This is a genomic window from Ralstonia sp. AU12-08 (genome assembly GCF_000442475.1).
Classification (GTDB): Bacteria; Pseudomonadota; Gammaproteobacteria; order Burkholderiales; family Burkholderiaceae; genus Ralstonia; species Ralstonia insidiosa.
In genome coordinates this window covers 314,674-339,420 of record NZ_ASZV01000046.1, presented here as the reverse complement: position 1 = coordinate 339,420, position 24,747 = coordinate 314,674, and the positions used below count along the sequence as shown (strand labels likewise).

Genomic DNA, 24,747 nt, shown 5'->3' with positions numbered 1-24,747 from the left:
TTCGGCACCCGGAATCGTCAAGGAGAGAACCATGAACACCATCTCGATGCTGGCGCGTGCGGGACTCTGCAGCGGACTCGCCATCGCTCTCGCCGGCTGCATGACTTCAACGCCGGTCTACGACAAGCACTTCGGTGAAGCCGTACGCACGGTGCAAGCCATGCAGACGCTGAATCCGGATGCGGCGAAGAACACTGACACGGTGGCTGGCGTGGACGGGCGTGCCGCAACCGCCGCCATGGACCGCTACAGCGGCCAATTCCGCAACCCGCAGGCCGACACCAGCGCATTCACCGTGGGCGTCGGTACGGGCAACAGCCTGGATGCTCAGGCTCGGTAACCTGAACCGCGCACCACCAGACGCCCATACAGGAGCCAGGCCATGGCCAAGATCGCTCTCGTCTCTGCCGATGAATCGCACCTGCAATACCTGGCAGGGCTGATCACGCAGGCTGCCAATCACGTTGTGCAACGCACGTGTACTGCACCATCGCGCGCGCTGACTCAACCCGGCCTCGGGCAAGGGGTTGACCTGCTGATCCTGGACGCCGCCACTTTCAGCGCAGACGACCTTCAGCAAGTGCGCCGCCTGACCAGCGAACACCCGGACACGCTCTGCATGCTGTTGACCGAGGCGCCGTCCGCCGATCTACTGATGCGTGCGATGCGCGCCGGTGTGCAGTGCGTACTGCCCTGGCCGCCGGACGCACAGGAGTTTCGCGACGAGCTGCAGCGCTGCACCAGCCACGCCCTCTCCAGCGCACGCAACGACGGCCAGGTGGTGTCGTTCCTGTCGTGCCGGGGCGGCAGCGGCACCACGTTCACCGCGGCCAACTTCGCACACATCCTGAGTGCCCGCCACGGCAAGCACGTGTTGCTGGTCGATCTCTGCCAACAGTACGGCGACGCCGCTTTCCTGGTGACAGACCAATCGCCGCCGGCCACGTTGGCCAATGTCTGCAACCAGATCGACCGGCTCGATGCCGCCTTGTTTGATGCATGTCTCACGCATGTATCGCAGGGCTTCGATGTGTTGGCCGGTGCCGGAGATCCGATCAAGGGCGGCGAAATCAAGGCCGTCCATCTTGAGCGCATCCTGACGTTGGCTGCGTCGATGTACGACGTGGTCGTCTTCGACGTGGGGCAGGACATCAACCCGGCGTCCATCGTTGTGCTGGATCACAGCAACCTGATCTATGCGGTGCTGCAGCTCAACCTCTCGTACCTGCGCGCGGGGCGTCGGCTGATGGAGATCTGCCATTCACTGGGCTACCGCGCCGAGCGCCTGCGGCTGGTACTCAATCAGCTCGACAAACGCTTGCCGATCAGCCAGCACACGATGGAAGCCGCCTTTGGCATGTCGGTGGCCCACATGCTGCCTTACGACCCGGGCCCCGTGCGCGATGCGGTAACCCAAGGCTTGCCCGTGCTTCAAGTGGCTGAAAACAGCCCGATTGCCCGCGCCCTGACCGACATGGCACGCCATCTCTTTCCTGACACGCAACACCGGCGCGACGGGTTGCTGCGCAAGCTGTTCGGCCAGACCAGCCAGGTGCCTGCCCCCGCTCGGGCCTAACCCCAAGATCACGCGGAGCCCATCATGTCCCTGCGAGAACAACTCTTTCAGCAAGCCGGTGAAGCCCTGCCGCAACGTGTCGCGCAGGCCAACGGCTCGGGCGCTCCGCTCAGCCCGGCCTATCAACAGGTGGCAATGGACGTTCACCAGATCATCATTGACCGCGTGGAACTGGGCCGCTTGCAGCAGCTCACACCTGACCAGATCAAGCGCGAGCTGGCGCTGCTGGTTGAGCGCATCGTTGACGAAGGTAAGCATCAGCTCAACGAGGTGGAGCGCCGCCGTCTGGTGAACGACGTACAGGACGAGATGCTTGGTTATGGCCCGCTGGAAAGCTTGCTGGCCGACCCCACCGTCTCCGACATCCTCGTCAACACGCACAAGCATGTGTATGTGGAGCGTCGCGGCAAGCTGGAGTTGACCAGCGTGACCTTCCACGATGATGCGCACCTGATGCGCGTGATCGAAAAAATGGTATCGCGGGTCGGCCGCCGCATTGACGAATCCAGCCCGATGGTGGATGCGCGCCTGCCCGATGGCTCGCGCATCAACGCCATCATTCCGCCCTCCGCCATTGATGGGCCGCTGTTATCGATCCGGCGTTTCTCGGTGAACCCCCTCACCATTGACGACCTGGTGGGTTTCAATACGCTCACACCCGCCATGGCGCAGCTGCTGGATGCCATGGTCAAAGCCAAACTCAACATCCTGATCTCGGGTGGCACGGGCAGCGGCAAGACCACGCTGTTGAACATCCTGTCCGGCTACATTCCGGCCGACGAGCGCATTGTCACCATTGAAGACGCGGCCGAGCTGCAACTGCGCCAGAACCACGTGCTGCGCCTGGAAACACGCCCCGCCAACATCGAGGGCCGCGGCGAGATCACGCAGCGCTCGCTGGTCAAGAATGCCCTGCGCATGCGCCCCGACCGCATCATCCTGGGCGAAGTACGCGGCGCTGAAGCGCTCGACATGCTGCACGCGATGAACACCGGCCACGAAGGGTCGCTCGCCACCATTCACGCCAACACACCGCGCGATGCGCTGACCCGACTGGAAAACATGATCAGCATGGCTGGCCTGCAGCTGCCGCCGCGCACGATGCGCCAGCAGATCACCTCGGCGCTGACGGTGGTGCTGCAGGTCTCCCGCCTGACCGATGGTTTTCGCAAGCTCATGAGCGTGCAGGAAATCACCGGCATGGAAGGCGAGGTGGTGAACATGCAGGAGATTTTCACCTTCCGCCGAAAGGGCGTGGACCGCGACGGCCATATCCGCGGCCACTTCTGCGCCACGGGCGTACGCCCCAAGTTTTCGGAACGTCTGCACATGTTCGGCATCGCCCTGCCCGAGACACTGTACGACCCGTCCGTGCTGCATGAAATTTGAGGAGTACCGACATGGAACCCATGGTGATCGGCTTTGCGGTGTCGGTGTTCGTTGCCATGCTGCTAGGTGTCTCCGCCGTCTACCTGTGGTGGGATAGCCGCCACAGCCAGGCCGCGCGGCGCCTGAGCCAACGCTTGAAGTTGGCGTTGATCAGCAGCGTCAGTCACGGAGGCAGCGACAGCATCCTCAAGCAACGCGTGCTCAGCGAATCGCCCGACATGGCCGCGCTGCTCGGCCGGCTACCACGCATCCAGACGCTGGACCTGATGTTGCTGCAGTCGGGGCTGGATTGGTCAGTGGGGCGACTCCTGACCTGGACGCTGATCGTGCCTGCAGTCATCGCCATCCTGTGCTCGCTGTTCAATCCCCCGGCGCTGACGCTGCTCGTGTTCGTGCTGGCGGGCGCAGCGCTGCCCGTGCTCTATGTGAGGCATCGTCGTACGCGGCGCCTGCTCAAACTTGAGGCCCAACTGCCCGAAGCCACCGACCTCATTGGCCGTGCGCTGCGCGCAGGCCACTCCTTGCCGGCTGCGCTGGAGATGGCCGGTGATGAACTGCCGGCGCCCATCGGCGCGGAACTGGCCATCGTCTTCAACCAGATCAACTTTGGCGTTTCCATGAACGATGCGTTTGCCGGGTTGACCGATCGCGTGCCGGTCGACGACCTGCGCTACCTCGTCATCGCCATCCTGATCCAGCGCGAGTCAGGCGGGAACCTGGCGGAGATCCTGGACAACGTGGGCACGCTCATCCGCAAGCGCCTGCAGCTGTTGGACAAGGTGCGCGTGCTGTCAGCCGAAGGGCGGCTGGGCGGCTGGATCCTGGTCTTGCTGCCGCCGGTAATGGGCGTGGTCATCTACCTGCTCAGCCCCGATCTGATCTCGACGCTGTGGACCACTGATTCAGGCCTGCGCTTGCTGTGGTTCGCCATCACCATGACGTGCCTCGGCATGCTGTGGATTCGGCAGATCATCCGCATCCATATCTGAACGGAATGTCACCCGGAGGCGGGAAACCCATCCCGAACGAACATGCAGATTGCGCACACTGTATTGCTGGCCGGCACATTCCTTGTCGTGTTCGGCGCCGTGCTGGTGGCACTGTTCATCTTGCGTCCGAGCATCCTGCAACAACGCCTTGGGCAGATCGACCGTGAGGCTCCCAGCTTCCTACCGCAGCAGGCCCCCTCTGACTGGGTGCACAGGATCGGGCAACTGGCCAAGCCGCTGGCCCGCGCTTCGTTGCCCAAGGAAGGCTGGGAGGACTCGACACTACGCGCCCGCTTCGTGCATGCCGGGTGGCGCTCGCCGGATGCGATCCCCATCTACTTTGGCATCAAGACCGCGCTGGCCGCAGGCATTCCGCTTGCGCTATCAGTATTGCTCTTCGATCGCTTTGACGCCAGCCACCAGACCGCCTACCTCGCCACGTTGCTCGGTGGTGCGCTGTTTGGCTTCTACCTGCCCAACGTCGTCCTGGCGCTCAAGATCAAACGGCGCAAGCGCGACATCTTCGAGGCATTTCCTGACAGCCTGGACCTCATCATGGTGTGCGTGGAAGCGGGCCTGGGCCTGGATGCCGCCGTGCTGCGCGTCGTGGAAGACATGCGCAGCGCCCGCCCGGCCATGGCTGAAGAGTACGAGCTGCTGACGCTGGAGCTGCGTGCCGGTCTGGCACGCGAAAAGGCGCTCCGCAATTTCGCTGCGCGTACCGGCGTGGATGACGTAGAGATGCTGGTCGCCATGCTCATCCAGGCGGATCGCTTTGGTACCAGTGTGGCCGAGTCCCTTCGCGTGCACTCCGACATGCTGCGCACCAAGCGCCAGATGCTGGCCGAAGAGCGTGCCGCCAAGATCGGCACCAAGGTTCTCTTCCCGCTGATCTTCTGCCTCTTTCCCGCGCTCTACGTCGTACTGCTCGGACCGGCAGGCATTCAGATCGTGGCGGGCCTGCGCTCGGTGATCAACAACTAGGATCGGATGGAGCCAGCAATGAACGAACACACGCTCCGCACAGGCAACCATGCCAATCCACCGGAGGCTGCGGCAACACGCTATTGGGTCAATGCGCATACCGTGCGCATCGGCAGCACAATCATGCTGTTTCTCATCCTCGTGATCTTCGCAGCGGGTGCTTGGGTCAGTGACGGTTTTACCGATAAGCGCATTACAGGTGTGGGGTCGGATTTCTCCGTGTTCTGGAGCGCCTCGTACATCGCGCTGCACGACAGCGCCCTGCAGGCGTACAACCTAGATCGGATGATGGTGGTCATCCATCAATTCGGCACATTGGCCTCAGGTAGCGATCGGCTCCTGCCCTGGCTGTATCCGCCGACCTTCCTGCTGGTCGTACTGCCGCTGGCGCTGCTGCCGTTCTGGGCAAGCTATCTGCTGTTCATGCTGGCCACCGGTGTGTTCTACGTCAAGGCGACACTTGGCCTGCTGGGTGATCGCGTTCTACCCCGCCACCGTGCGTGGGTAACGGTGGTGGGCTCCCCCGCCGTGTTCGTGAGCGTGCTGATGGGGCAGAACTCCATGCTGACCGCGGGGCTGGCCGCAACGGCCGTCACATGCCTGGACAAGCGCCCGGTGCTGGCAGGTGTCGCCGTTGGCCTGCTGGCGATCAAGCCGCAGTTGGCAATCCTCTTTCCGGTGGTGCTGCTCGTGGCACGTGCGTGGAAAACGCTGGCCAGCGCCGCCGTCACCGCACTCGCGTTTGCCGGCATCAGCATTGCCGTCTGTGGCTGGAAAACCGTCCCCGCTTTTGTGGAAAGCGTGCGTTGGGCACAGGCCAACATGATCGACGATGGCGGCACGGCCTGGTACGTCATGCCGACCTTCCTCGCCGCCGCACGCGCAGCCGGCGTCGGCGTCTCTGCTGCACACGCCGTGCAGATGAGCGCGGCGGTGCTGGCCGTTTGCGCCCTGATCTATGTGTGGCGGCGCACCACCGATAGCGGCCTGCGCATCGCCATGCTGGCAACCGCCACGATGCTGACATCACCGTACCTGCGCGTGTATGAGCTGACGTGGTTGCTCATTGCGGTGGCGGGACTGGTCAGTCATGGCACCCGCTTCGGGCTATCGAGTGGCGAACGTCTGGTGCTGGTGCTGGCGTGGCTGCTGCCGCTGTATGAATTCGCCAACCCGCTGGTCAAGCTGCCGCAGATCGGTCCGCTCGTGTTCGTTGCCGTGGCGGTGATCGTTGTGCGACGTGCGGTGCAGTTTGGCAAATGCAGCGCGCCCGCTACCAATGCACGGCCGGCAAACCTGCACGCAAGCACCACACAGCCTGCGCCATCTCGCCGATAAGTCACAACAGACCACCAAGCGTCTGCACCGGAAAGCGCAACAAAGGGGGAAGTCATGCAGCCGAATCACCAAGGTCATCACGACACACCGCTGCTCTCGCTGGTGGTGCCGTTCTACAACGAGAGCCTCGCCATCGATGCGTTCTTCGCCCGCGTGGTGCCGATTCTCGAATCCGTTGCTGACATGCATTTCGAGATCGTGTGCGTGAACGACGGCAGCGCTGACGACACACTCGCCCGGCTCATCAACGTCTCGCACCTCGATGCGCGCGTGCGCGTGATCGATCTCACGCGCAACTTCGGCAAGGAAGCCGCGCTCACCGCCGGGCTGGATGAAGCGATGGGCGATGCAGTCATCCCCATCGATGCTGACCTGCAAGACCCGCCTGAGCTGATCCCCACCCTCGTCGCCCACTGGCGCAAGGGCGCGGAAGTCGTGCTCGCCCAACGCAGCAGCCGCGCATGCGACCCCTGGCTCAAGCGCGTGACGGCGAAAGCCTACTACCGTATTCACAACCGGCTCTCGGACCTGAAGCTGCCCGAGAACGTGGGCGATTTCCGCCTGATGGATCGCGTGGTCGTCAATGCGATCAAGCAATTGCCCGAGCGGCATCGCTTCATGAAGGGCCTGTTTGCGTGGGTGGGCTACACCACGGTGGTGGTGCAATACGAACGCGAGCCGCGCAGTGCGGGGCAATCCAAATTCTCGGGCTGGCGCCTGTGGAACTTCGCGCTGGAAGGCATCACCAGCTTCAGCACATTGCCGCTGCGTAGCTGGACTTACCTCGGTGCAGTGATCGCGTCGCTCGCCTTCTTCTATGGCACGTACATCGTTGCGCGCACGTTGATCTTTGGCGTGGATGTGCCGGGCTATGCGTCGGTGCTGTCACTGCTGCTCTTCTTCGGCGGCCTGCAGTTGATCGGGCTGGGCGTGGTGGGCGAGTACATCGGCCGCATCTACGACGAGGCCAAGGGGCGCCCGATCTACCTCGTCAAGCGGCGCTACCAGGTGCGCCGCCCGCGCGAGCGTGTGTTGGGCAACCGCGATGTGATCTCCTTGGCCAGCGTGAAGTTGCGCATGGCACAGAGCGATCGTCAGCGCGCCCACGCTGGCCGGCGCTAGCGCGTCGCGGGGCTCCACGCTGCACAAACCCGCAAGGAGACATCATGCGACCAGCACAACCCGGCAGCGCAGGCACCTTCGCTGCCGCACGCCCCCGCACAATCGCGCACCGGCTCCCGGACCGCATGGCAATGGTGCGCGTGCTTCGCTTCGGCGTATCCGGCGTGGTCGCCACCGGCGTGCATGTCGCCATTGCGACGACGTTGATCAACGGCTTCTCCACGACGCAGGTCACAGCAAACGGCGTGGCCTTCGTCTGCGCCAATGTGTGCTCCTACCTGCTCAACGCGCTGTGGAGCTTTTCGGCCAAACCTGGGGGCGCAAACTTCCTGCGCTTCTATTGCGTCTCGCTGTTCGGGCTGGCGCTGACACTGGCAATCTCGTGGCTCGCGCAGACGTTGGGGCTCAGCTACTGGGCAGGCCTGGCGTGCATTCTGGCGATCGTGCCGCCAATCGCGTTCGTCCTGCATCGGTTCTGGACGTTCCGGTAGCCACGCGATCGCTCTTGCACAAACAACAACGGCCATCTGTTACGAATGGCCGTCACTCCCGAAGATGGGAATGCCAACAGATCAGTCCGTATCCGTGCCGCTGGCGCCGTGCGTACGATCAAAACGGCGCAGCGTGTCGATCCGTTCACGCGTGAGCGGATGCGATGAGAAAAACGCCGAGGCGTCGTCATCACTGGCTGTGTCGGACTTCTTCACACCGTCAGCCTTGCGCGTGCCGCCGTGCGTGTCTTCCAGAGCCTGCAGCACATCCGCAAACGCACCGACAGACAGGCCGTTGTCCTGGAGCAGCAGCGCAGCATAGTGGTCTGCATCGCGCTCGTAGTCACGCGAATAGCGCAGCGTGAGCATCGCCGCTGGCACGCCCGACAGAATGGTCGACACGTCACCAAAGAGCAGCGCTGCAGTCGCCCCAATGGCAGACGATTGAATCAGCTGGCGCAGCCCGTGGCGGTATTCGACGTGCCCCGCCTCGTGCGCCAGCACACCCGTGAGGCCATCGCCCTCGCCCACCAGCTTGACCAGTGCATCGGTCACGATGATGTCGCCGCCTGGCAGCGCAAAGGCGTTGGCACCCAGCGAGCCCGCATCCCGAAAGACGATGTTGTAGGTGTGCGTGGCCTGCGGTGCACGCAGGGCCACAAAGCGTGCACGAATGCGCGCCTGCTGCGCCTCCGGCAGCTTGCTGGGCTTGAGCCAACGCTCGTCCAGCGCGCGCAGCGTACCGCGCCCGAGCTGCAACTCCACGCGTTGCGGCACCATGTTTGCCACCACTTTGGCGCCCCACGGCAAGCCGTAGCGATACCCGATCACCAGCACCAGTACCGTCACGATCAGCGCGCCCAAGGCGAGCTTCCAGCTGTTCTGCGCGCGCACCACCAGACCCTCCTGGTGGCCGGTACGCTGCAGCAACGTGTTGAGCGCCGCCTGCTCTGCTGGGTCAGCAATCTCGCAGAAGGCACCGTCTTCAAACGTGATCAGGCGCGGCGCATGCTTGACGCGCTCCGACACACGCAGCGTCGGCAGTGCGGCCCGGCGCAACAGCGTGCCGTCGGTGTCGAACAGCACCGCCTCGCCCGCCTCGACGGCAAGACGCACGGGCTGCGCGCGCGAAGTTCGACCGTCGAAGTAGGTGGCGAGAATCATGAACGTGACCTTCCGGCGTGCTTACAGCGCAATGTCGATGTCGTACCAATCCACCGCGGCGTCGCCCAGGGCGCCCACCTTGGTGGTCTCGCCCGCCACGAACGTGTCGAGCGAGCCGGATGCAAACAGCGTCATCGAGTCGATCTTGTAGCGCAGCGTACGCACGCGAGCAAACGGCGTGAACAGGCCGATGGTGATGGCGATCAGCACCGCGTTCGACACGTAGATCCAGAACAGCTTGCCGGCCGCCACCTGGCTTTGGAAGCGATGCGGGCCCAGCGTGGTGTGGTTCCACACCACGTTCTGCAAACGCGACATGAAGTACGGTGCCAGGAACAGCATCGCCACGTACATCAGCACCACCGCAATGGCGATGGCGATGGCGCGGCCGGCGCTGCTTTCCGCCTTGCCGATCGACACGCCCAGCACTGCGATCACCGCAACCGCTACCACGAGGGCCAGCACCGCCAGCCCGAACGTGCGCAGATACACGCCATAGAAGTTGCCCGGCGTGCCCGAGAAATCGAACGGCGTGGTGCCGAAGCGCGTGTTGCGATGCTGATAGCGCTTGAAGCGCTGGTGCGCCAGCGGCGCCAGCAGGTACGCGGTGAAGACACTCAGGATCGGCCAGACCAGAAACACCATGTAGCCTTCTGCATCCTTACCCGTGAAGGCAAAGCGCAGACCGCGATAGCTGGAGTTGGCCATGCGGAAGCGCAACGAGCGCACCAGCAGCCACGGAAACGCCCCAGCCAGCAGTGCCAGGAACAGCAGCGACAGCGCCGGCGACGAATGGCTGAGCAGGTTGAACGCCAGCGCCAGCACGAAGATGATCGCGCGGCCCTTGAGAATGGCAGTCGGGCTACCGTGATAGTCGAAGCTCGATCCGGCCAACTGCGTGTTGCGGTAGAAGTACTGCATCGTGCGCACCTTCGCCCAGGCCGAGTAGATACCCAGCGTGACGATGGTCAGCAGCAGGTTGACGATCCAGATACGGAAGTATTCCGAGCCGCTGCCGATAAAGCGCATCCGCAAGGGTTGCGGGGCAGCCGCGGACGGACCACTGGGGGCGCCGCCCAGGACAGGCTCGCGTGCGATGTCGTTCATCTGTTTTCCCTTCCCTGTGTTGTTGTCGTGCCCGCTCAGAAACAGAGGCTCGCGGGTGGGCCGATTGTATCGAAGCCCGCCGCAATGCAACGTTAACGGTGCGTTAACAAACCAGAAAGGGAGGTTCGCCCCATTCGCCAGGATCAGCCGAACAGCGAGCGTGATCGTGATGCGAATCCCGCCGACGTACTGCAACGCGCCGACGGGATTGCCGGAAGACAAATCAAGCCACGCCTACGTAGCGTTGGGCGGGACCAGGCGCGGCTTCGTGAGTGAGTATGAAATGGCACTGAATGCAGCGTTCAGGTTGTTGACTGCCCCTCCCGCTGCATTCGGGCAGGTGTCTGAGAAGAAGTACGACGGCCCCGTGGCGATCTGCTGCATGGTGCTGCACGGCGTCAGATCGCTATTGCCATCGCTGCAGCTTGACGAAGTCGAGCCTCCGCCAATGTAGGCAACCGTGTAGATCAGTGTTCCCGTCTTCTGCACAGTACTGGCCGCGCTGACGGCCGCTTTGCATTCCTGCCCGTAGGTGCTCTTGTACGTGTTGCCAAGTTGGCCCTGGGATGACGACGCATCGCCATCGCTGAGCAGCACGATCACGTTTTGCCCGGGTGGGTTCTGTCCTTGCGACATGTTCAACAATGCCGCCTGCGCCGAAGCAATGGCTTGAGCGTAGAACGTACCCAGCCCCCCAATGGCCTGGATGCCGCCACAACTGCCGCCGCCGAGCGCCTGAACGATGCTGGATCCCGTATTTGCGGCACCGTTCTTAAGAAACCCGGAAGCCAAACCCGATACTTGGTATGTGGCACCGCTCGTCACCACACCGGTAGCAACCGCTGAATAGCTGCTTGCGATCGATTGCTGTGAAGAGCCACATGAAAAATCCGTTTCCTTGCTGCTGCCGGCCACGGGCGGAAACACCATCAAGCCGACGTTGTCACCAGCATTCGTCAGATTGGTCAGCAATGTCATCGCGGCCTGCTGCGCGCATTGAAGGCGTGACAGTGACTGCTTCTTCGGCCCCGGGCAATTCGAATCGGTGGTGTTCATCGATGCGGTGGTGTCGAGGATGATCATGACGTTGTACTTGGCAGGGCCACCGGCCCCGCCCGCAGCCGCCTTTGAACTGGCGGCAATCTGGATGGACTTGAACCCGAACACGCTTGCAAACGTCAGCGGTACCGTCGCTTGCTGAGCAACCTGGATAGCGTTGTACTTCGACACGGCTCCCGATGCCGGCAGCTGCGCATTGGTCAATTGCAAACCGGTGATGGTGGCCGCCGAAACCGTCACGCCTGGCGGCATCGAATTGTTGCCTTGACCGGCTGTGTACGCCTTGGCGTTGGCTTGCGCTGTGGCAAACGAGTTGGTCCACAGGTCAACGGCACCCGCCAGGGCAGCCGCATCTGTGGCTGTCTGCAAGCGCTTTTGGCAGTAGAAGAGATACCCGGCATCGACCGCGAGACCAATGACCCCGAGCAGCAGAATGATGGAGAACGCCGCCATGACGCCGACGGCGCCACGTTGCCGCTTCATTGCGCCCGTCCTTTCAGAGAGTCGATTCATGGCACATGGCTCCTCACAAAAGTGGCACGCTCACTGAACGCGCTCTACGGCGGTGGCGCTAAGCGACTGCGGCAGTAAATTGGACACGCCAGGAAAAGCCCCCGCGAGCAGCGGTTTGTAAGCGCTGTAGGTGACGGTGACCGTCGCACTGGTCACCGCCCCGTTTTTCACAGCGTTGTTCAGGTCGAGCGCGCAGGTTGCGTCCGTGCTGCAAGAAGCGTTGCCCACAGAGGTGGCGTAACTCAGGTTGGATGGCTTGAGACTCGATGCCGACGCCTTGATCTGCGTGTTGGTATCTGAATACGGTGTGGTGGTACCCCTCTGACCGGCAAAGAAGCGGGCCCCCGACGCGGCGACATTGGTCACCATGACGGAGTTAATAATCAACCAGCCAAACTCGGCCACACCCAGTGCCAGCAGGAGAAGAAACGGCGATAGCAACGCAAACTCCACTGTCGCGGTACCTCGGTGCTTCCGGTCGATTCTCAGCACACTGCGCATCATCGCCCCCGTACTCAATTGTGCTCAGCGTTGAGGCACAACAGCCGCCCCAGCCTGCTTGCTGATTGCATCGGCTGGCGCGATGCAGCTACTGCACCAGTTCGGACATGCTGGTTTGCAATGCGGTCGGCAAAAGAGAGGCACGTACTACCAGCGCCCCACCCGCCATCGGAACAAACGGATAGCTGATAGAAACGCTGGCCTGCGTCCCGGCAGTCGGCGCCTGGCTCCCCGTCCCCAGGGCGGCGGAGCAGAGCGCATCGCTTTGGCAAGATGTTCCGCCAACCGTCATGCTGATCGTCATGTTGCTTGCCAACGCCGTCGCTGACGCAATCGGCGCAGCAGCAGCCAGAATCGCGTTCTTGGTGTTGGTATAGGGCGCGCTATAGCCGCGCTGCGAGGCGAGAACATGCGCTCCCGTAGAGGCAGCTGTGGTCAGTACGACATAGCTATAGAGCAACCAGCCGAACTGAACCGTCCCAAGCACAAGCGCCAAGAAGATGAGCACGACGAGTGCAAACTCCACAGCCGCCGCCCCGGCTTGATGGATGGTCTTCATACCGCCCCCACTTGCTCTTGATTCTTCTTTTCGGGTCGATGGATAGCACCATCGCCACGTATTTGTGCCGGCACAGTTGCGCTCTATCACCGCTCGCCAAGATGTGAACGGAACGAACAAACGCTGCCGCCTGAGGATGTTTTAGCACACGCCCCATCAGCGGATATCGGCCAAACGAGTGAGGAAAGCGCCATGCATATGGAGCGTTGTTTCAAGCCCGAAACATGGTGAAATCGAGAACGCACGCGCCTGGCCAATCAGCGGCTGCTTTCACGCCTTGCCGGGCTTCACAGGAATGCGGCGCAGCTTCTGATGCAAACAAAAAACCCCGCAGGCTCGCACCCACGGGGTTTTTTGTTTGGAACAGCCGCCGGAAGAACCAGCGGCCGGGCCAGGTTGCCAGACGGGCAAATTACATCATGCCGTCCATGCCGCCCATGCCACCCATGCCGCCCGGCATTGCCGGAGCTGCATCGTCCTTCGGCAGTTCTGCAACGGCGCAATCCGTCGTCAGCATCAGCGAAGCGACCGAAGCGGCGTTCTGCAGCGCGGTGCGGGTCACCTTGGTCGGGTCCAGCACGCCCATTTCCACCAGATCACCGTACTCGCCGGTGGCGGCGTTGTAGCCGTAGTTGCCGCTTCCTTCGATCACCTTCGACACCACAACCGAAGCCTCGTCGCCAGCGTTGGTGACGATCTGGCGCAGCGGCTCTTCCATGGCGCGCAGCACGATCTTGATACCGGCGTCTTGGTCAGCGTTGGCACCCTTCAGGCCGGAGATCAGTGCACGGGCACGCAGCAGTGCAACACCGCCGCCAGCCACGATGCCTTCTTCCACAGCAGCGCGCGTTGCGTGCAGTGCATCTTCCACGCGGGCCTTCTTTTCCTTCATTTCGACTTCGGTGGCAGCGCCAACCTTGATCACGGCAACACCGCCGGCCAGCTTGGCCACGCGCTCTTGCAGCTTTTCACGGTCGTAGTCCGAGGTCGCTTCTTCGATCTGGGCACGCACTTGCTTCACGCGCGCTTCGATGTTGTGGGCATCGCCTGCGCCATCGATGATCGTGGTGTTTTCCTTGCCGATTTCAACGCGCTTGGCTTGGCCCAGGTCGTTCAGGGTTGCCTTTTCCAGCGTCAGGCCGACTTCTTCAGCGATGACTTGGCCGCCCGTCAGGATGGCGATGTCTTCCAGCATGGCCTTGCGGCGGTCGCCGAAGCCCGGTGCCTTCACAGCAGCCGTCTTCAGGATGCCGCGGATGTTGTTGACCACCAGCGTTGCCAGGGCTTCGCCTTCGACGTCTTCAGCGATGATCAGCAGCGGACGGCCAGCCTTGGCCACTTGCTCCAGCACCGGCAGCAGGTCGCGGATGTTGCTGATCTTCTTGTCGAACAGCAGCACGAACGGGTTGTCCAGCTGGACAACTTGCTTTTCCGGGTTGTTGATGAAGTACGGCGACAGGTAGCCGCGGTCGAACTGCATGCCTTCCACGACGTCCAGCTCGTCGGCCAGCGACTTGCCGTCTTCCACCGTGATCACGCCTTCCTTGCCGACCTTGTCCATGGCTTCAGCGATGCGCTGGCCGATGGATTCGTCGCTGTTGGCCGAGATGGCGCCAACTTGAGCGATTTCCTTGCTGGTGGTCGTCGGCTTGCTGATCTTCTTCAGCTCTTCAACAGCGGCCGTCACAGCCTTGTCGATGCCGCGCTTCAGGTCCATCGGGTTCATGCCGGCGGCAACGTACTTCATGCCTTCGCGCACGATCGACTGGGCCAGCACCGTTGCGGTGGTGGTGCCGTCACCGGCGTTGTCGCTGGTCTTGGAAGCGACTTCCTTGACCATTTGCGCGCCCATGTTCTGCAGCTTGTCCTTCAGCTCGATTTCCTTGGCGACCGACACACCGTCCTTGGTCACGGTCGGGCCACCGAAGCTGCGCTCCAGCACCACGTTGCGGCCCTTCGGGCCCAGGGTCACCTTCACTGCGTTGGCGAGAATGTTCACGCCTTCGACCATCTTGGCACGTGCGGCGTCGCCGAACACTACGTCTTTAGCTGCCATCTTGAGAATCTCCGAGATCTTTGGATGTTGCCCGCGCAAGCTCAATAGGCTGCGCCGGCAATGAGGATTGGGTTACAGGTAAGCGTTGCGAACGTTATGAACGAGCGCGTGCTTACTTTTGCACCACGGCCATGATGTCTTCTTCGCGCATGACCAGGACTTCCTGACCATCCACCTTGACGCTCTGGCCGGCGTACTTGCCGAACAGCACGCGGTCGCCGACCTTCACGTCCAGCGCGATCGCATTGCCCTTGTCGTCTTTCTTGCCCGGGCCAACGGCCAGGACTTCACCTTGATCCGGCTTTTCAGCAGCGGCGTCAGGGATGACGATGCCCGAAGCGGTCTTGGTTTCGTTGTCCAGGCGCTTCACGATCACGCGGTCGTGCAAAGGACGCAGGTTCATACACAACTCCTCAATGCAAAGTGAGTGTTTATTCACAAAACACGCCGCAAGACGCGGCGCATCGGGAAAGCATCGGGGGTCGGAGGCGTTGTTAGCACTCCTGCCCGGCGAGTGCTAATTATAGGGACGGGGTATTACGATTTCAAGAATGGAAATGTCGACCTGCCGAGTGTCGGTGTCGAGATTCACGCAACTCTGAACTTTGTTCACTCAACTCTGAACTCCTGGAAGTCCCCGCCCTCGTCATTTCCAAAAAATTGTCTTTCCCTTCAATGCTTTAGCTGAAGGAACCCATGGAAGTCGGAACAGCGGATGGGAGCTACTCTCGCCGTAAAAGGCACGAACCTCGCTCTAAAACCACGAAAAACATGCGCTATGCATCACAAAAAATGCATGGATGAGCATCCAAGACTGCTAGAAGGCGAGAAGAGGCGGAGATGGTGCTTATCTTAGATGGGCCCACACACCTCGCTGCGTTCGCAGACAGTGGCGTGATCGCCGCGGGCGCCCTTGTTCACTCTTAGTTTTCATAGGAGAGTGCCGCTCGGCACTCCAATCGTTGCAGCGAAGTCATCGCCAGCGTCTTCAATTTCCACCAGCGGGTCACCGTACCCAACAATGCACCCGTCTTTTGCAATGTGGCCGCGAACGTTGCCCCGGCAAGGCGCATAAACGGCGCGGACCACCGAAGCAACGCTGATATACCCCACGTGCTGTCCCTTCGCAACGAGATCGCCTTCCACCACTGGCGGCACATCACTAAGCGGGTGGCACCACGTATAGAAGCCCACCGCCTGCGCACGCACGACCGATGTCTGTCGAGCGATATCCGCCTCAACAGCGACTGTCCCGGCGGCACCGTAGGAGGCGTGTGCAATTGCCGGCGATCTGGAGAAAATGACGCGAAGACCTTCCGATCCGCGCCTGTACTCGAACTCCCCGATAGGCGTAGCGTCGAGGCGCTCGACTAGGGTCCTGATGTCTTCGATATGCATTGCAACAACGTTAAGTGAAACCGCACTCAGCTGAACGATTTGACGCTGATACCCGCTTGTTCCAGCGCATAACGAACCTTGCCCGCCATCTCAATTGCCCCGGGCGTGTCGCTGTGCACGCAGATCGTATCGATCTGTACCGGCAGCATGCGCCCTGAGATCGTCTCAATGCCGCCAGCCTGAACCATTCGCAGCATCCTGCTCGCAACGTGATCCGAATCATGCAGCACGGCGCCGGGCGTCTTGCGATGCACGAGATGTCCTTCTTCGTCATAGGCGCGATCGGCAAACACTTCCCGACGCACCTCGAGCCCCAGTTCGCCGCTGACCCTCTCCATCACCGAACCGGCAAACGTCATGCAGATCAATTCCGGGTTGACAGCCTTGATCGCGCGCGCGATGGCCGTTGCAACCTCAGCATCGGTTTGTGTCAAGTTGCCCAAGGCACCATGGGCCTTTACGTAGGTGATACGGTGGCCGGCATACCTGGCGAGCGCCTCGGCTGCGCCGATTTGATATGCCACCAGCCGTTCGATCTCGCCCGGCGTATAAGGAATCACCCGGCGCCCGAAGCCCCAGAGGTCCGGGAACCCCGGGTGAGCGCCGATCGCCACGCCTCGCTCCTTCGCGAGCCGGAAGGTTTTAACCATGATCTCCGGATCGCCAGCATGCATGCCACATGCGACGTTGGCCGAGGTGACGATGTCAAGAATCGCCTCATCGTCCCCCATGCGATATGCGCCATAGCCCTCCCCCATGTCGGAGTTGAGATCGACTTCAAGCGGTTTGCCGAGTGCGTTCATAGGTGAGCCCTCTTTGATATGTAATGTTTGGATGCGTCGCGGTCATCCGCGCTGCGCCATGAGAGCCAGGGTTCTGCGAAGCTTGGCCTGCTCTTCTCTTTGTGTGCGCAGCGCAGACAGTGCGGAGTCGATATCCGTCATGGAAAACCGGATTCGACAACCGATAGGCGCCTGCGCCAGTCGCCACAGGTCGGCCTCGATGATGGTCGCGATCTTGGGATAGCCGCCGCAGGTGTTCGCATCGGCGAGTTGCACGATCGGCTGCCCGGATGGAGGAACCTGCAACGTTCCAGGAACAATGCCGTGCGAAAGCAACTCCACCGGTGCCACCAGTGGCAGGCATGGACCCGCCAGCCGATAGCCGACCCGGTTGGCATCAGGAGTCACTTCATAGTCGGCGTGTTCGAACGCGTGTCGCGCTTCAGAGGTGAAGAGTCCGTACTCCGCCGCAGGCAACGTCCGCACCGTCACGCAACCCGATGCCAACTCCTGCCACAACGCGGGAACGTCTCGAGGAACAACGCCCAGGTCCGTGGCGCGTTGGTCGCGGCTCTGCACGGCGTTCAACTTGAGTGTGTCCCCTCGACGCAAACCTCGTCCTCCAAGGCCGCCGAAGCCTGCTTTCAGGTCGGTGGACCTGGAGCCTAGGACGGGTTCGACGTCGATGCCTCCGCGCAGCGCAACGTAAGCCCGTGCCCCGCGCTTCGGCCGTTCAATTGAAAGGGACTGCCCAGCTCGTGCGCTGCGCCCCCACCAGGGGGCCACGAGTTCACCATCCAGCCGGACGGTGCAATCGGCCCCGGTCACGGCAAACTCTGTATCCGCTTCGAACCGTGCGCGGAACGGAAACAGGCAGACTTCTATGGCTGCGGCACTCGCCTCGTTGCCAATCAGTGCGTTGGCAAGTGAAATGGCCAGTGTGTCCATTGCCCCGTTCCGGCTCACGCCCAATGCCATTGTCCCCGGACGCCCCAAGTCTTGGATGACGTTGGGCGCTCCGTTTGTGAGGATCTCAATCACAGCTCGATTCCCTTCACTAGAAACCGGACGCGGTCGCCGGGCGACAGCAGGCAAGCATGCTCTCGATGAGGGTTGAACATTTCGAGCTGCGTTGTCCCCACGACGTGCCAACCCGATGGCGCGGTGCAGGGCATTACGCCAGCCTGATTGCCGCCCACAATGACGGCGCCCGCCGTTACCTTCATGCGCGGCACCTTTCGCCTTGGGACAGCCAGCTCCGGTGGCAAGCCAGTCATGTAGGCAAAGCCCGGCATCGAGCCGACGCAAGCGACGGTATAGAGGGCTGAACTGTGGCGGTCCACATATTCCTCGACCGATAACGATGCGCCCGACGCGAGGCTGGTCAGGTCCTCTCCCACCGCACCACCATAGATGACCGGGATTTCAATGTCGCGGCCCGCGCTCGCAAGCGGTTCGGTGGTCTCCCACAACTGCCGGAGCCACCGCTCAGCTTGGGCAGGATGTAATGCGAGCGGATTGAAGATAAACAGCAAGTTGTTGACACCAGGCACGAGTTCGCAAGTGTCATCGTCGCCAAGCTCCATGCGCATGCGATGGACAAGAGCGAACAAGCGCTGCTGGACCGCTGCATCAAAAGCGCCTGTTGAGGGATCGAACAGAATCGCGCCCGAACCCGCGGCATGCACGCGGGGCCCTGTCGTCAGTGCGGGGACGTCGTTCGCTCCTTCAAGCGTCAATGTGTCGGCAGAAGCGCGTTGCTTAACGCGCTGCCCCACGCGAACCGTAGCGATGTCAGTCATGCTTTGGCAAGCGGGCGTAGACAGCGTGATGCCGATTGCGCGTGTGTGGACGAACCTGAGCCGCCCACCGCCCCTCTTCAACCGCACGCGCCCATTCCAGGCTGGTGAGCACGCTTGGATCATCTATTTCATAGACAGCCGTGTAGATGGGAGCCGGTGCCTCCTTGTCCATCACACCGGAGCCGATGGCCATCGAGAACGGCTCGCCCTTGAAGCGCTGAATGCTGCGTACGCCCGGCACTGTGAGCAGCGAAGGCGTGTGCTCCGTGTCATAGACCTCGTTGAAGAGTGCCTCATATTCGGGGGCGACATCCATGGAGGAGATCAAGATGTAATTGGTTTGAATGGTCATGCAGTACCTCATGCGGTGGTGTCTTGTTTCACTAACGGCAGTGGCTGTCCAATCCCTTGGCATCCGACAAGCGCGTTGTCGTGCTCAATACCGCGCCGGCTCCTGGCGCAGCGCCGCAGCACCAAGCGCATCGTGGGTTGCCTCCGCGCCGTGCACCCCACCCGCAAGCGCAAGGTCCTCCTTGTAGTCGGGGTCGCGGCATAGCACCAGGCCAATGCCGGTCACGACGGCGGTCAGCACGATGTAAGCCGCCAGCGCTTGCCAGTTCCCGTAGGTCCCGAGCAGATACATGAAGAGCCATGGCGCGATCGCGGCGCCGATGACGCCACCAAAGGTGTAGGCAAGCGAGCTGCCTGCGTAGCGAAGCCGAGGGCTGAACTGCTCCGATACGAGGGCCGCCTGCGGGCCATACATCAGTGAATTGGTGAAAAGTCCTCCAATCACCGCAAGCACGATCCCGGCGTACCCCATGCTTTCCATGAGGGGGAAGAAGATGAAAGGCCATGCAACAGCGCACAAGGCACCCGCCGCATAGATGGAGCGTCGCCGGACACGATCGGACAGAAAGCCGAACGCCGGGATCATGAACGTCTGGAACAAAGATCCGATCACAACAGCAAGCATCGCTTCGCTGGCCTTGAGCCCATGGACGCGCGTCGCATAGGTCAGTACGAAAACGGTGGACATCGCGTACATGACATCGGGGCACATCCGAATCATCGTGGCGGCAAGGAGCCGTTTCGGTTCGTGCTTCAACACGTCGAGCATTGGCGAGTGGGAGACCTTGCCCTGCTGCTTGATGGCTTCGAAGACGGGCGTTTCTTCCACTTTGATTCGAATCCAGATGCCCACGCCCACGAGTACGGCCGACATCAAGAAGGCAAGGCGCCAACCCCATGCGAGAAACGCCTCGCGCGACATCAACGCGGCAAGAAGCGCGAGAACACCATTTGCCATCAAGTTGCCAAGCGGCGGCCCCATCTGTGCAGCGGAGCCCGCGAAGCCGCGACGGCGTGGATCGCTGTGCTCGCACGAGATGAGAACGGCGCCAGCCCATTCACCGCCAACACCCACACCTTGAGCCATGCGCAACAGGACAAGGATGACCGGGGCGGCGATACCGATCGACGCATACGACGGAATCAATCCGACAAGGACAGTAGCAATGCCGATCAGTAGCAGCGTCCAGACGAGAATGTTCTTACGCCCAATGACATCGCCAAGCCGACCAAACAGGACACCACCGAGAGGTCTGGCCACATAGCCGACCGCATAGGTTCCGAACGCCAGCAAGGTGCCGGAGAGCGGATCGCCAGACGGGAAAAAGACGCTTCCAAAAATGAGGGCTGATGCCGATGAATATATGGCGAAGTCGTACCACTCCAGGCTTGTGCCTGACAGCGATACGATGAACGCCCGCGCACTCTGTTTTTTTGTGCGTCCAGCTTGTTCAGTGTTCATGAGTCTCCTCCGGTTCGGTGTCATTGATGCTACGCAGCACACCGTGTCGGCTCAAACGGGTTTGCTTTGGGCAGCCTGATAGATTTTTCTTTTGCAAAGCGCATTCGCATGCACCGTTCTGCAGCTTCCCGGCTTCAGCCTGGGGCGCGAAACCCTGCAACTGCGCCATGTCAGTAACGAATCCAAGGGTTTATGCCCATGCGGTGTATATGCCAGTGCAATCGCGAAGTGCGAGAGGCTGCAAGGAGATCGCGTACCGATGGATTAGGGAAAGTCCGGGGCTCGCGATTTGCCTAGATTCGTCTCGCATAGGTTGTCCAAGTCGCGCGCGCCGCGCACACTAGATGTTTTATCAAGGCATAGTTGGCGATGAACACGCGCTTTCTTCAGAGCTTCATCCTTGTCGTGAAACTCGGAAGTTTCCGTGCAGCAGCGGAGCGCCTGCATATCACTCAAGCGGCAATCTCCAACCGCATTGCTTCGCTCGAAGAGGAGATCGGGGCACGTGTGTTCGACCGCGATGCGCGAGACCTCAGACTGACGCCCGTGGGTTTACGGCTGATTGGCTATGGCGAGCGGATGCTCGAACTGCAGGAATACATCATGCAGCTGGGCCGCACGGATCAGGCGATTCTGGGCAATGTGCGCATCGGCGCGATTGACAGCATCGTCCACACGTGGCTCGTTGGTTTCATCGAGCATTTGCAGACTTCAAATCCTGGCATCGAGGTCCAGCTCAGTTCCGAGTCGACCGAGCGCCTGCACAAAAGCCTGCGGGACGAAGAGATTGATATCGCCCTCCAGACAGATCAGTTGGTGGGTGACGGCATTGTCAGCATCACGTGCCTGCCTATGGCTCTCGGCTGGGTCGGGCGTCCGGAGTTGGGTGCACCCGCCCCGGATATTCGGGTATTGCTGTCCCAACCGGTTGTGACGATGAGTCGAGGTTCACAACCGTATCTTGTGCTGAAGGATGTCTACCGTCGGGTGGGACTTCCAATGGGGACGGTCCACTGCGTCAATTCGATCGCGGCCATCGCCCGATTCGTGAAATGCGGCTTCGGCAACGCGTTTGTGCCACTGCCGCCAATGAGAGATGACGTTGAGCGAGGCGAGCTGAGAGTCATCCCCACGGATTTGCCGTTACCACCGCAGGGGCTCGTGGTGAGCTATCTCGAAAGCCGGGCGTCCGACGCGATTCGCCTGGTTGCGGAACTGGCCTGTCAGGAGGCGGATCGGTTCATGCGCTCCATGCCGCCGCCGTTTACACCAACGTGAGGCGGATTGGGTGCGTCGTAGAAGTCGGTGCTGTCGCCCAGGGGGGGGCAGATCATGCGGCGATGCCCCCCCCGGCCGATATGTCCACGACCGCCCATCCTGGCCAAGCTTGGGCAGAAAACCGGCGAATGCGCGTTACTCCGCTTGCGCCTGAAACTCAGCGATCGCCCGCCACATCAGAACCGGATTCGAGTACATGGGAAAGTGCCCACACTCCGGAATCTCCGCCAGCGCGACGCCCCGCTCGCGAATGTGGCCGAGATAGGAAAGCGATGCATTCTGTTCGCCGTACATGAACATGCGCGGAAACGGTAGCGCGAGGAATTTCTCCATCAACTTGCCGTTGTCCGACAGATCGACCATCGACCGGAAGATGCCGCCCACGGCACCAGCCCTGACCTTGTGACGCAGGCTTGCGGCATACAGTGCGCTCGCGTAGGCGGGGGCATGTCGCGTGCGCTCGATGAAGTCATCGAAGAAGCGCTCGGCATCATCATCACGCGGATAGTCGACGATCTGCCGGCTGAGAAAGCAGTCCTCAGGGGCAAGGTTACCTTCAATGTCGGTAAAGCTGATGACCCGATGCCGATGTGCGTGTGCAAGCATCAACGCTGTCAGTCCACCCATTGAATGCCCGACCAGATGGAACCGATCGAAGCCCACGCGGTCCAGCACAGCCAGCGCCGTGCTCACCAGGAACGGGATGCTGATCTTCGACAGGTCCGCGCAGCGCGTTTCACCACAACCCGGAGCGTCATAGGCGACAAATGGGTGGCCGGCGAATTCCGCATGGCGGACGATATCGGCGTAGTCCTCTTTGGTGGAACCAAAGCCGTGCAGGAACACGATCGGTGCCTTGCCGCCATCGCGATGGATAGCGGAGACGTCGACCGCCGTGTCGCCGACGGCGAAAGAGAACTGCGACTTGAGAAATTCCTTAGACATCGGATTCATGCTCCCGAAGTGGCTCACGCAACGAGCGGGCGACAGAACTCTTGAATGGCCGTGCATGCCTTCTGCAGTGACGAGTCATCCAGTGCGTAGGCGATCCGAATGTATGGACCGAGGCCGAAAGCGCTCCCATGGACGGTAGCCACACCGGCTTCGTCGAGTAGTGCGTTGACGACGGCTTCGTCACTGTCCAAATGCGTCCCCGTCGGCGTAGTCTTGCCAATCAGATCCTGGCATGACGCGAAAGCGTAGAACGCACCCTGCGGCACAGCACAGTGCAAGCCTGGCGCCTGATTGAGCAATTCGACAACCATGTCACGCCGGCGCTGAAAAGCCACGCGCGATTGCACAATGAAGTCCTGCGGCCCGGTTAGGGCGGCGAGCGCCGCATGCTGCGAAATGGAGCAAGCACCGGAAGTTTGCTGGCCCTGCAGTTTTTCCATTGCTTCGATCAACCAAGCGGGCCCGGTACCGAAACCGATTCGCCAGCCTGTCATCGCGTAAGCCTTCGACACGCCATTCATGGTCAAGATACGGTCGCGCAGTCGGGGCTCGACCTGCGCGATGGTGAAGAATGGCAGATCGTCGAAGATCAGGTGCTCGTAAATGTCGTCGGACAACACGAGCACGTCAGGATGCTCAAGCAGGACACCCGCCAGCGCGAGAAGCTCCTCGCGCGTGTACACAGCCCCGGTCGGGTTGGAAGGCGAGTTCAGGATCAGCCAACGCGTTTTGCGCGTCAGCGCCTGCGCAAGCGCCTGCGGGGTCAGCTTGAAACCTGTCTGCGCGCCGCACTCCACGATGACCGGGCGTGCCCCGCATAGCTGCACGATCTCGGGGTAGCTCACCCAATACGGCGCCGGAACGATGACTTCGTCGCCTTCATTGAGGGTGGCTGCCAGCGCGTTGAAGATCACCTGTTTGCCGCCACTGCACACAAGCGTGTTGCGCCAGTCCACATCGAGGTCGTTTTCGCGCTGAAACTTGGCGGCAATCGCCTCGCGCAGTACACGTAGCCCAGCCACTTGCGTATACCGGGTGTGTCCAGCACGGATGGCGGCAATGCCAGCTTCGCGCACGTGCTCAGGGGTATCGAAATCCGGCTCCCCCGCGCTCAGCGAGATGACGTTGGCACCGCTGGCGCGCCGCGCGGCCACGCGGTCCATCACGCGGTAGGTGGCTGACGGCCTTGCGGCGGCGAGAAAGCGGTTCAATCCGTAGGCGGCATCGGTCATTACGCAGCCCTCCAGCTTGTGAGGCCCATCAACTCCAGCGTGCTCTTGCCCTGCTGTAGTGCCTCCATCATCTTTGCCTCTTTGTCGGCACGCGCCTGGCCCTGCGCGAGCGTATGTTCAACCTGTGCGGCAGGAATGATGAGAACGCCATCGTCGTCGGCAACCACCAGATCGCCAGCCACCACCGGTGTACCGGCGAAGCTGATCGGCTGACCGATCGAAGGTGCACTGGCCTTGATCGTGCCGCGCATGCAGACGCCGCGCGTGAACACCGGAAAGCGGCGCGCTGTCAGCGCAGCAATGTCGCGCACGCCACCGTCAATGATCAGACCAACCACGCCCGCCGCCTCTGCCGCCACGGTCAGCACTTCGCCCCAATAACCCGCAACAAAACCCCCGGTCGAGATGACCAGCACGCTGCCGCGCGGCACCTTCTCCATTGCGATGTGGATGGACAGGTTATCTCCTGGCGAGCATTCGAGCGGATAGGCCGGGCCCGCGACCGACGCACCAGCCCATACCGTGCGAATCGCCGGATCAACTGCACTGGTGGGAACGCCAGACGCCTCGAACAGGGTGGAGGTACCAAGCTTGCACGCCTGCGCGCGTTGCACATCGCTGTAGGTTGTGGCCATGGCGC

General features: G+C 61.7%; 25 protein-coding genes. 9 read left to right on the top strand and 16 right to left on the bottom strand.

Annotated features, from left to right (window positions below):
* Nucleotides 1–31 precede the first annotated feature (31 nt).
* From C404_RS51875 to C404_RS51840, 8 genes are read left to right on the top strand one after another with little or no spacing between them, the layout of a single operon-like run.
* Nucleotides 32–340 (top strand): hypothetical protein, encoded by a 309-nt coding sequence (locus tag C404_RS51875; protein WP_021196730.1) that lies wholly within the window; start codon nt 32–34, stop codon nt 338–340.
* A 42-nt stretch (nt 341–382) separates the two neighbouring features.
* Nucleotides 383–1,576 (top strand): AAA family ATPase, encoded by a 1,194-nt coding sequence (locus C404_RS51870; RefSeq protein WP_021196729.1) that lies wholly within the window; start codon nt 383–385, stop codon nt 1,574–1,576.
* Between the two features lie 24 nt (nt 1,577–1,600).
* Complete coding sequence (locus C404_RS51865; RefSeq protein WP_021196728.1) at nt 1,601–2,965, top strand: CpaF family protein; 1,365 nt, start codon at nt 1,601–1,603, stop codon at nt 2,963–2,965.
* Between the two features lie 11 nt (nt 2,966–2,976).
* The gene (locus tag C404_RS51860; RefSeq protein ID WP_021196727.1) at nt 2,977–3,954 is read left to right on the top strand and encodes a type II secretion system F family protein; all 978 of its coding nucleotides are present in this window, start codon (nt 2,977–2,979) and stop codon (nt 3,952–3,954) included.
* Nucleotides 3,955–3,996: 42 nt separating this feature from the next.
* A complete protein-coding gene (locus C404_RS51855; RefSeq protein WP_021196726.1) occupies nt 3,997–4,938 on the top strand; it encodes a type II secretion system F family protein in 942 nt (313 codons plus the stop codon).
* Between the two features lie 18 nt (nt 4,939–4,956).
* Nucleotides 4,957–6,276, top strand: a complete 1,320-nt coding sequence (locus C404_RS51850) for a glycosyltransferase family 87 protein (RefSeq protein WP_021196725.1) — start codon at nt 4,957–4,959, stop codon at nt 6,274–6,276.
* A gap of 54 nt (nt 6,277–6,330) precedes the next feature.
* Nucleotides 6,331–7,398, top strand: a complete 1,068-nt coding sequence (locus tag C404_RS51845; RefSeq protein ID WP_021196724.1) for a glycosyltransferase family 2 protein — start codon at nt 6,331–6,333, stop codon at nt 7,396–7,398.
* A 44-nt stretch (nt 7,399–7,442) separates the two neighbouring features.
* The gene (locus C404_RS51840; RefSeq protein WP_021196723.1) at nt 7,443–7,889 is read left to right on the top strand and encodes a GtrA family protein; all 447 of its coding nucleotides are present in this window, start codon (nt 7,443–7,445) and stop codon (nt 7,887–7,889) included.
* An 81-nt stretch (nt 7,890–7,970) separates the two neighbouring features.
* Here C404_RS51840 and C404_RS51835 read toward each other — a convergent pair whose 3' ends face one another.
* From C404_RS51835 to C404_RS51775, 13 genes are all read right to left on the bottom strand, one after another.
* Nucleotides 7,971–9,053, bottom strand: coding sequence for a M48 family metallopeptidase (locus C404_RS51835; protein ID WP_021196722.1), 1,083 nt, complete (start codon nt 9,051–9,053; stop codon nt 7,971–7,973).
* A 21-nt stretch (nt 9,054–9,074) separates the two neighbouring features.
* Entirely contained in the window at nt 9,075–10,160 is a 1,086-nt protein-coding gene (locus C404_RS51830; protein ID WP_021196721.1) for a YjgN family protein, read from the bottom strand.
* A 234-nt stretch (nt 10,161–10,394) separates the two neighbouring features.
* Nucleotides 10,395–11,702 carry a vWA domain-containing protein gene (locus tag C404_RS51825; RefSeq protein WP_021196720.1) on the bottom strand — a complete coding sequence of 436 codons (1,308 nt, stop codon included), beginning with the start codon at nt 11,700–11,702 and terminating at the stop codon, nt 10,395–10,397.
* A gap of 60 nt (nt 11,703–11,762) precedes the next feature.
* Nucleotides 11,763–12,233, bottom strand: coding sequence for a TadE/TadG family type IV pilus assembly protein (locus tag C404_RS58915; RefSeq protein WP_080981295.1), 471 nt, complete (start codon nt 12,231–12,233; stop codon nt 11,763–11,765).
* An 88-nt stretch (nt 12,234–12,321) separates the two neighbouring features.
* Nucleotides 12,322–12,792: a TadE/TadG family type IV pilus assembly protein gene (locus tag C404_RS51815; protein WP_021196718.1), complete on the bottom strand. Its 471-nt coding sequence runs from the start codon at nt 12,790–12,792 to the stop codon at nt 12,322–12,324.
* 412 nt (nt 12,793–13,204) lie between these two features.
* On the bottom strand, nt 13,205–14,848 hold the full coding sequence (gene groL / locus C404_RS51810) for a chaperonin GroEL (RefSeq protein WP_021196717.1): 1,644 nt from the start codon (nt 14,846–14,848) through the stop codon (nt 13,205–13,207).
* Nucleotides 14,849–14,960: 112 nt separating this feature from the next.
* Nucleotides 14,961–15,251, bottom strand: coding sequence for a co-chaperone GroES (groES, locus tag C404_RS51805; protein WP_021196716.1), 291 nt, complete (start codon nt 15,249–15,251; stop codon nt 14,961–14,963).
* A gap of 527 nt (nt 15,252–15,778) precedes the next feature.
* Nucleotides 15,779–16,246 carry a hypothetical protein gene (locus C404_RS51800; RefSeq protein WP_021196715.1) on the bottom strand — a complete coding sequence of 156 codons (468 nt, stop codon included), beginning with the start codon at nt 16,244–16,246 and terminating at the stop codon, nt 15,779–15,781.
* A gap of 26 nt (nt 16,247–16,272) precedes the next feature.
* Nucleotides 16,273–17,049 carry a LamB/YcsF family protein gene (locus C404_RS51795; protein WP_021196714.1) on the bottom strand — a complete coding sequence of 259 codons (777 nt, stop codon included), beginning with the start codon at nt 17,047–17,049 and terminating at the stop codon, nt 16,273–16,275.
* Nucleotides 17,050–17,091: 42 nt separating this feature from the next.
* Nucleotides 17,092–18,069 (bottom strand): biotin-dependent carboxyltransferase family protein, encoded by a 978-nt coding sequence (locus tag C404_RS51790; protein WP_021196713.1) that lies wholly within the window; start codon nt 18,067–18,069, stop codon nt 17,092–17,094.
* Nucleotides 18,066–18,830, bottom strand: a complete 765-nt coding sequence (gene pxpB, locus C404_RS51785) for a 5-oxoprolinase subunit PxpB (protein ID WP_021196712.1) — start codon at nt 18,828–18,830, stop codon at nt 18,066–18,068. The genes C404_RS51790 and pxpB overlap by 4 nt, the downstream gene beginning before the upstream one ends.
* On the bottom strand, nt 18,823–19,182 hold the full coding sequence (locus tag C404_RS51780) for a hypothetical protein (RefSeq protein ID WP_021196711.1): 360 nt from the start codon (nt 19,180–19,182) through the stop codon (nt 18,823–18,825). Before C404_RS51780 ends, pxpB begins: the two co-directional genes overlap by 8 nt.
* An 84-nt stretch (nt 19,183–19,266) precedes the next feature.
* Nucleotides 19,267–20,643 (bottom strand): MFS transporter, encoded by a 1,377-nt coding sequence (locus C404_RS51775; RefSeq protein WP_021196710.1) that lies wholly within the window; start codon nt 20,641–20,643, stop codon nt 19,267–19,269.
* A 369-nt stretch (nt 20,644–21,012) separates the two neighbouring features.
* Here C404_RS51775 and C404_RS51770 point away from each other — a divergent pair, with 369 nt between their 5' ends.
* Entirely contained in the window at nt 21,013–21,921 is a 909-nt protein-coding gene (locus C404_RS51770) for a LysR family transcriptional regulator (RefSeq protein ID WP_021196709.1), read from the top strand.
* A gap of 135 nt (nt 21,922–22,056) precedes the next feature.
* Here the strand turns inward: C404_RS51770 and C404_RS51765 are convergent, their stop codons facing one another.
* From C404_RS51765 to C404_RS51755, 3 genes are read right to left on the bottom strand one after another with little or no spacing between them, the layout of a single operon-like run.
* Nucleotides 22,057–22,866 carry an alpha/beta fold hydrolase gene (locus C404_RS51765; protein ID WP_021196708.1) on the bottom strand — a complete coding sequence of 270 codons (810 nt, stop codon included), beginning with the start codon at nt 22,864–22,866 and terminating at the stop codon, nt 22,057–22,059.
* 23 nt (nt 22,867–22,889) lie between these two features.
* Nucleotides 22,890–24,107, bottom strand: coding sequence for a pyridoxal phosphate-dependent aminotransferase (locus C404_RS51760; protein ID WP_021196707.1), 1,218 nt, complete (start codon nt 24,105–24,107; stop codon nt 22,890–22,892).
* The gene (locus tag C404_RS51755; protein WP_021196706.1) at nt 24,107–24,742 is read right to left on the bottom strand and encodes an RraA family protein; all 636 of its coding nucleotides are present in this window, start codon (nt 24,740–24,742) and stop codon (nt 24,107–24,109) included. The genes C404_RS51760 and C404_RS51755 overlap by 1 nt, the downstream gene beginning before the upstream one ends.
* Nucleotides 24,743–24,747 lie beyond the last annotated feature (5 nt).

Bases quoted from the DNA above. Each gene is read 5' to 3' on its own strand.
- C404_RS51800 (WP_021196715.1), bottom strand. From the start codon at position 16,246: ATGCATATCGAAGACATCAGGACCCTAGTCGAGCGCCTCGACGCTACG.
- C404_RS51860 (WP_021196727.1), top strand. From the start codon at position 2,977: ATGGAACCCATGGTGATCGGCTTTGCGGTGTCGGTGTTCGTTGCCATG.
- C404_RS58915 (WP_080981295.1), bottom strand. From the start codon at position 12,233: ATGCGCAGTGTGCTGAGAATCGACCGGAAGCACCGAGGTACCGCGACA.
- C404_RS51835 (WP_021196722.1), bottom strand. From the start codon at position 9,053: ATGATTCTCGCCACCTACTTCGACGGTCGAACTTCGCGCGCGCAGCCC.
- groL (WP_021196717.1), bottom strand. From the start codon at position 14,848: ATGGCAGCTAAAGACGTAGTGTTCGGCGACGCCGCACGTGCCAAGATG.
- C404_RS51865 (WP_021196728.1), top strand. From the start codon at position 1,601: ATGTCCCTGCGAGAACAACTCTTTCAGCAAGCCGGTGAAGCCCTGCCG.
- pxpB (WP_021196712.1), bottom strand. From the start codon at position 18,830: ATGACTGACATCGCTACGGTTCGCGTGGGGCAGCGCGTTAAGCAACGC.
- C404_RS51870 (WP_021196729.1), top strand. From the start codon at position 383: ATGGCCAAGATCGCTCTCGTCTCTGCCGATGAATCGCACCTGCAATAC.
- C404_RS51830 (WP_021196721.1), bottom strand. From the start codon at position 10,160: ATGAACGACATCGCACGCGAGCCTGTCCTGGGCGGCGCCCCCAGTGGT.
- C404_RS51775 (WP_021196710.1), bottom strand. From the start codon at position 20,643: ATGAACACTGAACAAGCTGGACGCACAAAAAAACAGAGTGCGCGGGCG.
- C404_RS51875 (WP_021196730.1), top strand. From the start codon at position 32: ATGAACACCATCTCGATGCTGGCGCGTGCGGGACTCTGCAGCGGACTC.
- C404_RS51770 (WP_021196709.1), top strand. From the start codon at position 21,013: ATGAACACGCGCTTTCTTCAGAGCTTCATCCTTGTCGTGAAACTCGGA.
- C404_RS51780 (WP_021196711.1), bottom strand. From the start codon at position 19,182: ATGACCATTCAAACCAATTACATCTTGATCTCCTCCATGGATGTCGCC.
- C404_RS51840 (WP_021196723.1), top strand. From the start codon at position 7,443: ATGCGACCAGCACAACCCGGCAGCGCAGGCACCTTCGCTGCCGCACGC.
- C404_RS51760 (WP_021196707.1), bottom strand. From the start codon at position 24,107: ATGACCGATGCCGCCTACGGATTGAACCGCTTTCTCGCCGCCGCAAGG.
- C404_RS51855 (WP_021196726.1), top strand. From the start codon at position 3,997: ATGCAGATTGCGCACACTGTATTGCTGGCCGGCACATTCCTTGTCGTG.
- C404_RS51755 (WP_021196706.1), bottom strand. From the start codon at position 24,742: ATGGCCACAACCTACAGCGATGTGCAACGCGCGCAGGCGTGCAAGCTT.
- C404_RS51845 (WP_021196724.1), top strand. From the start codon at position 6,331: ATGCAGCCGAATCACCAAGGTCATCACGACACACCGCTGCTCTCGCTG.
- C404_RS51850 (WP_021196725.1), top strand. From the start codon at position 4,957: ATGAACGAACACACGCTCCGCACAGGCAACCATGCCAATCCACCGGAG.
- groES (WP_021196716.1), bottom strand. From the start codon at position 15,251: ATGAACCTGCGTCCTTTGCACGACCGCGTGATCGTGAAGCGCCTGGAC.
- C404_RS51765 (WP_021196708.1), bottom strand. From the start codon at position 22,866: ATGTCTAAGGAATTTCTCAAGTCGCAGTTCTCTTTCGCCGTCGGCGAC.
- C404_RS51815 (WP_021196718.1), bottom strand. From the start codon at position 12,792: ATGAAGACCATCCATCAAGCCGGGGCGGCGGCTGTGGAGTTTGCACTC.
- C404_RS51825 (WP_021196720.1), bottom strand. From the start codon at position 11,702: ATGAAGCGGCAACGTGGCGCCGTCGGCGTCATGGCGGCGTTCTCCATC.
- C404_RS51795 (WP_021196714.1), bottom strand. From the start codon at position 17,049: ATGAACGCACTCGGCAAACCGCTTGAAGTCGATCTCAACTCCGACATG.